This is a genomic window from Yersinia rohdei ATCC 43380 (assembly GCF_000173775.1).
Taxonomy (GTDB): domain Bacteria; phylum Pseudomonadota; class Gammaproteobacteria; order Enterobacterales; family Enterobacteriaceae; genus Yersinia; species Yersinia rohdei.
This window is the reverse complement of the sequence record NZ_ACCD01000022.1, coordinates 57,904-68,580: the sequence shown is the minus strand read 5'-3', so window position 1 is coordinate 68,580 and position 10,677 is coordinate 57,904. Positions and strand designations below refer to the sequence as shown.

Sequence of the window (10,677 nt, the reverse complement as noted above, 5' to 3'; positions counted from 1 at the left end):
GGTGTCAGTTCATCGGGATTTACTCGCTTGCACTTTAATCTATTTGGTAACCAGACTGACTGGACTGCGGGGTTATTCTGCTGCGTAGCCTTGGGTAGGTAAGCGCTTGCCATCTAGCCAGGCTGCGTTATCACTCATTAATAGGCGGCCTTCTGTAAACCAACTCACGACCAGTGGATAAATACTGTGTTCCTGAGTTTGTACTCTTTCGACCACATCTTCTTCGGTATCATCACTGAAAATGGGCACTTTGGCTTGCAGGATGACAGGGCCACCATCCAGTTCTTCAGTGACAAAATGTACCGAAGTGCCATGCTCTTTATCACCCTTTTCCAATGCTTGCCGATGGGTATGCAAACCGGGATATTTCGGTAATAGGGAAGGGTGAATATTCAGCATCCGACCAGCATAATGCTGGACAAACTCCGGGCTGAGAATGCGCATATACCCCGCCAGCACCAATAAATCAGGCTGATATTGATCAATAGCTTGCGCTAATGCTAAATCAAAACTGGTACGGTCAGGAAATGCTTTGGCATCCAGTGCGTGAGCTGGAATCGCGGCTTGCGCCGCGCGTTCCAAACCATAAGCTTGTGGGTTATTGCTGAATACCGCGCAGATTGTGCCCGAAATACGCCCTTGTTGCTGGGCGTCTATCAGTGCTTGCAAGTTACTTCCTTGGCCGGAGACCAATACCACTATTTTTTTCATAGAAGCCACTGCTGTCCGTCTCTTATTTATCGGTTATGAATTGATCACAACCTGTTCAGCGTCTTTATCGGCTGCGGCAATAACCCCGATTTTCCAGGCTTTTTCACCGGATGCAGTCAGTAACTCAACCGCCTTGTCAGCCAGTTCTGCTGGGAGAGCAACAACCATGCCGACACCGCAGTTAAATGTGCGGTACATTTCGTGGCGGCTAACATTACCGGCTTGCTGCAACCAGCTAAATACGGCAGGCCACTGCCAGCTGCTTTCATCGATAACCGCTTGAGTGCCTTGTGGCAACACGCGCGGAATATTTTCCCAGAAGCCGCCACCGGTCAGGTGGGCAATAGCATGAATATCCAGCTGTTCAATCAAGCTAAGGATAGATTTCACATAAATCTTGGTGGGTTCCAGCAAATGGTCGGCCAGTGATTTGCCTTCCAGCAGCGTCTGTTCTGGGTTGGTATTGCTGACTTCCAGAATTTTTCGCACCAGTGAGTAACCATTGGAGTGTGGGCCGCTGGCACCTAAGGCAACCAGTACGTCACCTGGAGCTACTTTGCTGCCGTCGATGATTTCAGATTTTTCGACCACGCCGACACAAAAACCAGCAACGTCATAATCTTCGCCGTGGTACATCCCCGGCATTTCGGCGGTTTCGCCGCCAACCAGTGCACAACCTGATTGTTTACACCCTTCGGCAATGCCGGTAATCACACTGGCGGCAGTGTCTACATCCAGTTTGCCGGTAGCAAAGTAGTCGAGGAAGAACAGCGGTTCGGCACCCTGAACGACCAAATCATTAACACACATGGCGACTAAATCGATGCCTATGGTGTCGTGGCGTTTCAGATCCATCGCCAGACGCAGCTTGGTGCCCACGCCATCGGTGCCTGAAACTAAAATAGGTTCACGGTATTTTTGTGGCAAAGCACACAGGGCACCGAACCCCCCCAATCCACCCATAACTTCCGGGCGACGGGTTTGTTTAACCACACCTTTTATGCGATCAACAAGGTCATTGCCGGCATCAATATCTACACCTGCGTCTTTATAGCTGAGAGCGGTTTTGTTGGTCACTGCGAGGTCCCCACGGCGGTTGGCTGTTTGAGCTTTTGAAGAAAACGCGACAATTCTAACAGCGCAGGCAAACGTTTGCGAGTAGCTTGTGATATCACCCTGATTTTTAGCTTGCTTGACTTAATAATGATTTTCTATTGATCTGAATCAGGCTATTCATTGTGGCGTTCAAAAAAAAAGGCGGTATAATCTCGCGATTTTTTTGGCCGCCAGTCGCCTAACCGGGAGAAAAATAATGAAGATCGTTGAGGTGAAACACCCGCTAGTAAAACATAAGCTTGGTTTGATGCGTGAGAATGATATCAGTACGAAGCGTTTTCGCGAGTTAGCGTCTGAAGTGGGGAGTTTGCTGACTTACGTAGCAACCGCCGATCTGGAAACTGAAAAAGTGACCATCGAAGGTTGGAACGGGCCGGTTGAGATTGAACAGATTAAAGGTAAGAAAATTACTGTTGTGCCTATTCTGCGTGCTGGTTTGGGTATGATGGAAGGGGTGTTGGAGAATGTGCCAAGTGCCCGAATCAGTGTGGTAGGTGTCTATCGTGATGAAGAAACACTGAAACCTGTGCCTTACTTCCAGAAGTTGGTTTCCAATATTGATGAGCGCATGGCATTAGTTGTCGACCCCATGCTGGCAACCGGTGGTTCGATGATTGCGACCATTGATTTGCTGAAAAAAGCGGGCTGCCAGAGCATTAAAGTCTTGGTGTTGGTTGCTGCCCCTGAAGGTATCAAAGCGCTGGAAGCTGCTCATCCAGACGTAGAGTTATACACCGCATCAATAGATCAAGGCCTGAACGAACAAGGCTACATTATCCCAGGATTGGGTGATGCCGGCGATAAGATATTTGGTACCAAGTAGCATTGATAGCCGACTGAGAAGTCGGCTTTTTTTTGATTTGCCATCCAAGAATATAAATAACCTTGCCAGAGGATAAGAGAAGATGAGCCGTCGCACCATTGGGGTCAGTGAACGTCCGCCGTTATTGCAAACGATTCCCTTGAGTTTTCAACATCTGTTCGCCATGTTTGGTGCCACCGTTTTAGTGCCGATTTTGTTCAAGATTAACCCGGCGACGGTATTGCTATTTAACGGCATTGGCACACTGCTGTATTTGTTTATTTGTAAGGGAAAAATCCCGGCCTATCTGGGTTCCAGCTTCGCTTTTATTTCACCGGTTTTACTGTTACTCCCACTAGGATACGAAGTCGCCTTGGGAGGCTTTATCATGTGCGGCGTGTTGTTCTGTTTGGTGGCGCTTATTGTGAAAAAAGCCGGTACCGGTTGGTTGAATGTGATATTTCCACCCGCAGCTATGGGGGCGATTGTGGCAGTTATCGGCCTTGAACTTGCCGGTGTTGCTGCCGGAATGGCGGGCTTATTACCGGCTGAAGGCGTGACGGTTGATTCAACAACTATCATTATTTCTATGGTGACTTTGGGTGTCACTATCTTGGGCTCGGTGTTGTTCCGTGGCTTCTTTGCCATCATCCCTATTCTTATTGGTGTGCTGGTCGGTTATGCCTTGTCATTCGTGATGGGGGTGGTGGATTTAACGCCGATCCGTGAGGCTCATTGGTTTGCCTTACCCACTTTCTATACACCACGTTTTGAGTGGTTCGCTATTCTGACCATCTTACCTGCGGCCTTGGTCGTTATTGCTGAACATATCGGGCATTTGGTGGTGACGGCGAATATTGTGAAAAAGGATTTGATTCGTGACCCAGGCCTGCATCGTTCGATGTTTGCCAATGGTATTTCAACGGTGATTTCTGGCTTCTTTGGCTCCACACCGAATACCACTTATGGCGAAAATATTGGCGTGATGGCGATAACCCGTGTTTATAGCACTTGGGTTATTGGCGGGGCGGCGATTTTGGCAATCCTACTGTCTTGCATTGGTAAGCTGGCCGCCGCTATTCAGGCGGTTCCGGTGCCGGTCATGGGCGGTGTTTCACTGTTGTTGTACGGCGTGATTGCGGCCTCTGGGATCCGCGTGTTGATCGAGTCAAAAGTGGATTATAACAAAGCACAAAACCTGATCTTAACCTCTGTAATCCTGATAATTGGGGTGAGTGGTGCGAAAGTTAATATTGGTGCTACAGAGCTGAAAGGCATGGCGCTGGCAACTGTTGTGGGCATTGGCTTGAGCCTGTTGTTCAAAGTGATAAGCATGTTCCATAAGGAAGAAGATATCTTCGACGCAGCAGAAGAAGAGTCAGTGCTTAAATAAACGTGATATCTGGCCGAGCAATGTTGTCAGTTCGGCCAGTTTTTCGCCTAAGAACAGGTTTTTATGCTGTTGTAATTTTTTGTGATAAACTTACCCTGTTTTCCCGCCCGTTTTGTTGGTTGAGGTGCATCTGAATACGCCGGCACAACTTTCACTGCCACTTTATCTTCCTGATGATGAAACTTTCGCCAGTTTTTATCCGGGGGAGAACCCGTCTCTATTAGCTGCGATCCAGTCTGCTGTTCACCAGTCTCATGGAAGCTATATCTATTTCTGGTCGCGTGAAGGCGGGGGCCGTAGTCATTTATTACATGCTGCTTGTGCTGAATTGTCGCAAAAAGGTGAGGCTGTCGGTTATGTCCCATTGGATAAACGCGCTTATTTCGTGCCGGAAGTGCTGGATGGCATGGAGCAATTAGCACTGGTTTGTATTGATAATATTGAGTGTATTGCCGGTGAAGAGCAGTGGGAAATGGCGATGTTTAATCTCTATAACCGCATTGTGGAAACGGGTCGTACCCGATTATTGATAACCGGTGATCGCCCGCCACGCCAATTAAACCTCGGCTTGCCAGATTTAGCTTCTCGCCTTGATTGGGGCCAAATCTACAAATTACAGCCGCTATCAGATGACGAAAAATTACAAGCTCTGCAATTACGCGCTAAATTGCGAGGCTTTGAATTACCTGAAGATGTTGGCCGTTTTCTGCTAAAACGCCTGGATCGAGAAATGCGCACGCTGTTTACGACACTCGATCAACTTGATCGCGCCTCTATCACTGCACAACGTAAGCTTACGATCCCTTTTGTGAAGGATATTCTTGGGTTGTAACATCCTGAATTGTTGGGGTTAGCTACCTTTATTGACTCGAATTAATTTACCCGAATCACTGGCCAGGGTCAGCTCATCGGGATTTATTCATTTGCGGCCAATCAACAACACTAATGACTTTGGGACATTTTTTGACCCTTGAAATCCCAAGTGAACATTACTGCAAAATCTCCAGCACCTGCTCTGGTGGTCGGCCAATTCTTGCTTTGCCTTGAGCAACTACAATTGGGCGTTCGATCAATTTGGGATTATCACTCATGGCTTGTAGCAATTGCTCCTGAGTCAGAGCCTCGTCAGCCAAATTCAGTGACTTATAGAGATCTTCTTTGGTGCGCATCAATTGGCGGGCATCACTGAAATCGAGTTGTTGCAGTAATTCTTTTAATGTCGCTACTGAGGGTGGGGTATCTAAATACAATACCACTTGCGGTTTAATACCCTGTTGTTCGAGCAGCGCGAGGGTTTCCCGGCTTTTTGAACAGCGGGGATTGTGATAAATAGTGACGTTTTTCATCGTAACTTTCCTTAGGACTTCTGATATTTGCGGAAGCGCTCATTCATTTGGCGCAACTGGTCAATCCGGGCATCATAGCGAGCCTGTTCTAAACTCCCCAATTTCACTCGTGCACTGGCATCACTAAGTAGGCCGATGGCTTGCGTCAGTTTGCCACTCAATGCCAGACTTTCTGCACGCGCTGCCAGCTCTTGATCGCGCAAACCCTGTGCCGCTGCGGCTTGTGCTAGCAAATCCCAACCATTTGGATCATTGGGGTTAGAGAACGTATAGCGGTTTAATAATGTAATAGCTGCCGCCGGTTGCCCGCCCTCGACATAGGCATTGGCCAGATTAAGCTGCAATACCGGCTGTTGATCTTTTTCTGCGGCGATGGCTTTTTGCAACCGCTCGATAGCTGCGGCCGGTTTGTTTTGCCCCAAATCAATATCCGTCATTAAATCGAGGAACCAAATATTGTTGGGCTGTTGCGCTAATAGTGGTTGTAACTGATTGCGAGCTTCATCATATTTTTTTGCCTGATACCACAAAATGGCCTGGCCGTATTTGGCCGCCAATTGCTCGCGGGTGGTGCCTTTACTTAAGGTTTCCAGCAGATCGGGTGTCAGACTGTTTTCCGTTGAACCATACATGCCCAAAATACGGACTTTGGCGAACAGATAATCTTGTGATGAAGCAATGGGATGCGGCTTCATCTGATTGGCCCGGTTACGTGCATCGGATAGGCGGCTGTCCGGTAAGGGGTGCGTTAGCAGCATTTCCGGTGGTTTAGATGCATATCGTGATTGATCGGCCAGTTTTTGCAGGAAGTTTGGCATAGCTTGCGGATCAAATCCGGAACGTTGCAGCACTTGAATACCAATGCGGTCAGCTTCTTGTTCATTGCCCTGTGTAAAGCTGATGATGCCCTGTTGGGCACCTGCCAGTGTGCCACTTAGCCCTGCCATACCCGCTTGAGGGCTGGCCATTGTCAACAGAATTGAGCCTAATACGCCAACCCAGGTCAGCGGTGCCATTCGTTGTTGCTCTTCCATAGCCCGCGCCAGATGGCGCTGTGTGACATGGGATATTTCATGAGCCAATACTGATGCCAGTTCACTTTCGTTTTCTGTATAACGGAATAGGGCAGAATGGAGCACCACATTGCCGCCAAAGAATGCAAAGGCGTTAAGTTGATCGTTATTGACCAAATAAAAATGAAACGGGGTACGCACTGAATAAGCATTAGCAACTAACCGGTTACCCAGCGTATTGATATATTGTGTTAATAGCGGATCGTAAATCAGGGGGGTGCTGGCGCGCATTTGGCGGACATAAAAATCCCCCATCGCCTTTTCCTGATCGATACTCAAAACTGCACCCGCAGAGGTGCCAATATCGGGCAGTAAGTCTTGTGTCTGTGTCTCAGCATTGACCGACATTGATCCTGTGAGCAGTAAGCTACTCAGGAGTGTGGCAATGATTGTCTTGCTTAGCCGGCCTGTTTTACTGAGTCGACTTGTTTTACTGAGCCGATTTTTTTTACTTAACCAATATGTCATAAACGAGGTCGCCCTTGCTGATGTAATGACAATTAGACTCCGAGATGTGTAAGAGTTCTTCTTCCTTGCACTGCTCTCCAGTACAATCATCACGAAAGCGAGTTAGATCACAAAAATAGTCTTAAATAGGGCAAAGGTTAAGCTCTTTATCCATTACTGAGACTCGTAACCATCTTAGTCAGCCTGCTGTCATAAAGGAATAATTATCTAAAGGGAGAGCATATGCCCGATAGATTTCGCATTGCAGGTCGGCGGCATGCCACTCCATGTGCTGAGATAACTCAATGGATAAACTGAGTTATGCAGCCCAAAGCCCTGCATTTGGATAAATGACGGCGATAAATGAATGGCTAGCGCATAAAACATACCCTCGGGTTATGCCTCTGTCTGTTGGGGCTATTAAAGGAATTCGCTAATTTGTGGATTCCTCACGGTACTTAAGGAGCAATTTCGAATGCTAGAGCTGTTGTTACAATGGTATCGTCGGCGTTTTACTGACCCGCAGGTTATCGCGTTACTGGTTATTCTGTTGGCTGGATTCTGCATTCTCTACTTCTTCAGCGGTATTTTGGCCCCGCTGCTGGCTGCAATTGTGCTGGCGTATTTATTAGAGTGGCCAACCGCCCGGTTACAACGTATTGGCTGTTCGCGCCCGTGGGCGGCCAGTATAGTTTTGGTTGTTTTCGGCAGTATTGCCTTGCTGGCGGTGTTTGTTGTGGCACCGACTGTCTGGCAGCAGGGGAATAATCTGATCTCCGACATGCCAAAAATGTTGAATAAATTCAATGGATTTGCTCAAACCTTGCCTTCGCGTTATCCCGCTTTAGTGGATGCGGGCATTGTCGATATGATGGCTGAAAATCTGCGCAGCAAGCTTTCGGGCATGGGAGAGTCGGTTGTAAAAATCTCTCTGGCTTCATTAATCGGTTTACTGACATTGGCTATCTATTTGATTTTAGTGCCGCTGATGCTGTTTTTCCTGCTTAAAGATAAAGAGCAGATGCTAAATGCCGTGCGGCGCATTTTGCCACGTAACCGGGGTTTAGCTGGGCAAGTGTGGCTGGAAATGAACCAGCAGATTACCAATTATATTCGCGGGAAAGTGGTGGAGATGGTGGTGGTCGGTATTGCCACATATGTAGTCTTTTTCGTGATGGGTATGAATTACGCACTGTTATTGGCCGTATTAGTCGGTTTTTCTGTTCTGATCCCCTACATTGGCGCGGTGATTGTGACGATTCCGGTGGTGTTGGTGGCGTTATTCCAATGGGGAATTGGAGCGGATTTCTGGACACTGTTTGTCGCCTATCTGGTGGTTCAAGGGCTGGATGGTAACTTGCTGGTGCCGGTTTTATTCTCTGAGGCGGTTAACCTGCATCCACTGGTCATCATTTTGTCAGTGATCATTTTTGGTGGCATGTGGGGTTTTTGGGGGGTATTTTTTGCCATCCCGTTGGCAACATTGGTTAAAGCTGTCATCCATGCCTGGCCGGAAGAATTTATCCCTGATGCTGAATAATGCTCTTTTTAGTTCTTGAAGCCGGTGGGCGAGTGGCTTACCGCGATTGCGGTACTTGAATTATCTTGGGGATAGCCATTAGTGTTGCCAATAAAAAGAGCGCTTGAGCGCTCTTTTTTATATGTTATCGATAACAGCGAGTGCATCATTACTTAGGCGCTTTGGCGTAAATAATCCATAACGATCTCGTAGTGGTTGCTGGTTTTGAAGTTATCAAACACATGCTCCACCTTACCGTCGGCATCAATTAAGAAGCTGATACGGTGGATACCATCGTAGGTTTTACCCATAAAACTTTTCTCACCCCAAACGCCAAACTGCTCTGCAACTTGATGATCTTCATCAGATAGCAAGGTGAAGTTCAGCAGTTCTTTTTCGGCGAAACGTGACAGTTTTTCCGGTTTATCCGTGCTAATGCCCAACACTTCGACACCCACTTTTTTCAATTCATCCATGTTATCGCGCAGACCACAGGCCTGAACAGTACAGCCAGGTGTCATGGCTTTAGGATAAAAATAGACTAAGACACGTTGACCCTGGAAGTCGGCCAAATTAATCAGCTCGCCATCTTGGTCAGGCAAACTAAACTTCGGTGCAATATCACCGGCTTTCAATGGGCTCATTACTAACTCTCCATTCTTGAATCATGCTGTGGATAGTTCACCACGCTAATACTGCCTTGCGCGTTAAGTTCTGTACATAGCTGATAAAAAGCGTGTTCAATTAACGAACTATTTTGACTGGCAGGGCTGTGTGCGCTGATTTGAATATGCAACCGGGAAGGAATATCACCTTCAGCCGGTTGAGTCTTGGAAACCAACTCCGCAATATTCATATTGTGGCAATGAAACAGATTGGTAAACCGTTCAATAATATGGGGTGAGTCATTCACTTCAACTTTTACCCATACCGTAGCAGGCATAGCTTTCTGATTTTGAGCATTGGTTCGCTTCATTACAATCAGCAAATCAAGCTCTGCGCCTTTTTGCGGCAAGGTTGATTCCAATAAGGTAATAGCGTTCCAGCTGCCAGACAGCAGCATAATAAATGTGAACTCCTCACCAAACATGGCCAGCCGGCTATCTTCAATATTACAACCGCAGCTACTGACATGGCGGGTGATGGTATTCACGATCCCAGGGCGGTCAGCACCGAGTGCGGTAATGACCAGATAATGTTCATCAAGCTGCGGCAAAATCGCTCTTCCTGTCATACTCTTTGGGGTTACCATGGTAAACACAAAAAAAACCTGCTGCCAAGCGCTTACAACACAGTTGTTTGCTTGCTTTTGGATAGAGGTCAAAAGTACCATGAGGAACTTGTTTAAGGAGGGGGTGGGCAATGTTTACGGGAAGTCCGATGTTTACGGGAAGTATAGTTGCACTGGTAACGCCGATGGACGACAAAGGTGCGGTCGATCGTGCGAGCCTCAAGAAACTTATCGATTATCATGTAGCCAGTGGAACTGCGGCAATTGTTTCCGTAGGCACGACGGGTGAATCTGCCACGCTAAATCATGACGAACATGTTGATGTGGTCATGCAGACACTCGAGCTGGCCGATGGCCGGATCCCGGTGATTGCTGGAACCGGCGCTAATGCCACCTCCGAAGCAATTTCACTCACACAAAGGTTTAATAATACCGGCGTGGTGGGTTGCCTTACAGTGACGCCATATTATAACCGTCCTATGCAGGAAGGGTTATATCAGCACTTCAAAGCTATTGCAGAAAGTACCGATTTGCCACAAATTCTCTATAATGTGCCATCGCGTACCGGTTGCGATATGCTGCCACCGACAATTGCTCGCTTAGCCAAGATTAAAAATATTGTTGCTGTTAAAGAAGCAACAGGGAACTTAAGTCGTGTAAGTCAGATCCAAGTGCTGGTTGATGATGAAGATTTCATCCTGCTCAGTGGTGACGATGCGAGCGGATTGGACTTTATGCAACTGGGCGGCAAAGGTGTTATTTCGGTGACAGCAAACATTGCTGCGCGTGAAATGGCTGAACTTTGTGCACTGGCGGCACAGGGTAACTTTGCAGAAGCACGCCGTTTGAATCAGCGCTTGATGCCGTTGCATCAGCATTTATTTGTAGAAGCAAACCCAATTCCGGTGAAATGGGCCGCGAAGCAACTGGGATTAATGGCAAATGACAGTATGCGTTTGCCAATGACCCCACTGACTGAGCCGTCTAAACGGATTGTGGAAGACGCGCTGAAAAGCGCAGGTTTGCTGTAACTCTTAGG

The 10,677-nt window shown here is 47.6% G+C and carries 11 protein-coding genes; 5 read left to right on the top strand and 6 right to left on the bottom strand.

Annotation, left to right across the window (positions count from 1 at the left end; translation table 11 throughout):
• Positions 1-72: 72 nt before the first annotated feature.
• Both purN and purM read right to left on the bottom strand, forming a co-directional pair.
• Entirely contained in the window at positions 73-711 is a 639-nt protein-coding gene (gene purN / locus YROHD0001_RS04740; protein WP_004715738.1) for a phosphoribosylglycinamide formyltransferase, read from the bottom strand.
• Positions 712-744: 33 nt separating this feature from the next.
• On the bottom strand, positions 745-1,788 hold the full coding sequence (purM, locus tag YROHD0001_RS04745; protein WP_004715737.1) for a phosphoribosylformylglycinamidine cyclo-ligase: 1,044 nt from the start codon (positions 1,786-1,788) through the stop codon (positions 745-747).
• Between the two features lie 235 nt (positions 1,789-2,023).
• Here purM and upp point away from each other — a divergent pair, with 235 nt between their 5' ends.
• The 3 genes from upp to hda all read left to right on the top strand — a co-directional run bounded on the left by upp (position 2,024) and on the right by hda (position 4,854).
• A complete protein-coding gene (gene upp / locus YROHD0001_RS04750) occupies positions 2,024-2,650 on the top strand; it encodes a uracil phosphoribosyltransferase (protein ID WP_032817466.1) in 627 nt (208 codons plus the stop codon).
• A gap of 82 nt (positions 2,651-2,732) precedes the next feature.
• Positions 2,733-4,022, top strand: coding sequence for a uracil permease (gene uraA / locus YROHD0001_RS04755; RefSeq protein WP_004715735.1), 1,290 nt, complete (start codon positions 2,733-2,735; stop codon positions 4,020-4,022).
• Between the two features lie 124 nt (positions 4,023-4,146).
• Positions 4,147-4,854: a DnaA inactivator Hda gene (hda, locus tag YROHD0001_RS04760; RefSeq protein ID WP_032817475.1), complete on the top strand. Its 708-nt coding sequence runs from the start codon at positions 4,147-4,149 to the stop codon at positions 4,852-4,854.
• A gap of 157 nt (positions 4,855-5,011) precedes the next feature.
• Here hda and arsC read toward each other — a convergent pair whose 3' ends face one another.
• Both arsC and bepA read right to left on the bottom strand, forming a co-directional pair.
• On the bottom strand, positions 5,012-5,368 hold the full coding sequence (gene arsC, locus YROHD0001_RS04765; RefSeq protein WP_004715733.1) for an arsenate reductase (glutaredoxin): 357 nt from the start codon (positions 5,366-5,368) through the stop codon (positions 5,012-5,014).
• 11 nt (positions 5,369-5,379) lie between these two features.
• A complete protein-coding gene (gene bepA / locus YROHD0001_RS04770; protein ID WP_032817464.1) occupies positions 5,380-6,909 on the bottom strand; it encodes a beta-barrel assembly-enhancing protease in 1,530 nt (509 codons plus the stop codon).
• Positions 6,910-7,363: 454 nt separating this feature from the next.
• Here bepA and YROHD0001_RS04775 point away from each other — a divergent pair, with 454 nt between their 5' ends.
• Positions 7,364-8,428 (top strand): AI-2E family transporter, encoded by a 1,065-nt coding sequence (locus YROHD0001_RS04775; protein ID WP_004715730.1) that lies wholly within the window; start codon positions 7,364-7,366, stop codon positions 8,426-8,428.
• Positions 8,429-8,580: 152 nt separating this feature from the next.
• On the opposite strand, the gene bcp is transcribed toward YROHD0001_RS04775, so the two are convergent.
• Positions 8,581-9,051 carry a thioredoxin-dependent thiol peroxidase gene (bcp, locus tag YROHD0001_RS04780; RefSeq protein WP_004715729.1) on the bottom strand — a complete coding sequence of 157 codons (471 nt, stop codon included), beginning with the start codon at positions 9,049-9,051 and terminating at the stop codon, positions 8,581-8,583.
• 2 nt (positions 9,052-9,053) lie between these two features.
• Entirely contained in the window at positions 9,054-9,623 is a 570-nt protein-coding gene (locus YROHD0001_RS04785; RefSeq protein ID WP_032817462.1) for a glycine cleavage system transcriptional repressor, read from the bottom strand.
• 164 nt (positions 9,624-9,787) lie between these two features.
• On the opposite strand from YROHD0001_RS04785, the gene dapA reads away from it, so the two are divergent.
• Positions 9,788-10,669 carry a 4-hydroxy-tetrahydrodipicolinate synthase gene (dapA, locus tag YROHD0001_RS04790; protein WP_032817460.1) on the top strand — a complete coding sequence of 294 codons (882 nt, stop codon included), beginning with the start codon at positions 9,788-9,790 and terminating at the stop codon, positions 10,667-10,669.
• Positions 10,670-10,677: the final 8 nt, after the last annotated feature.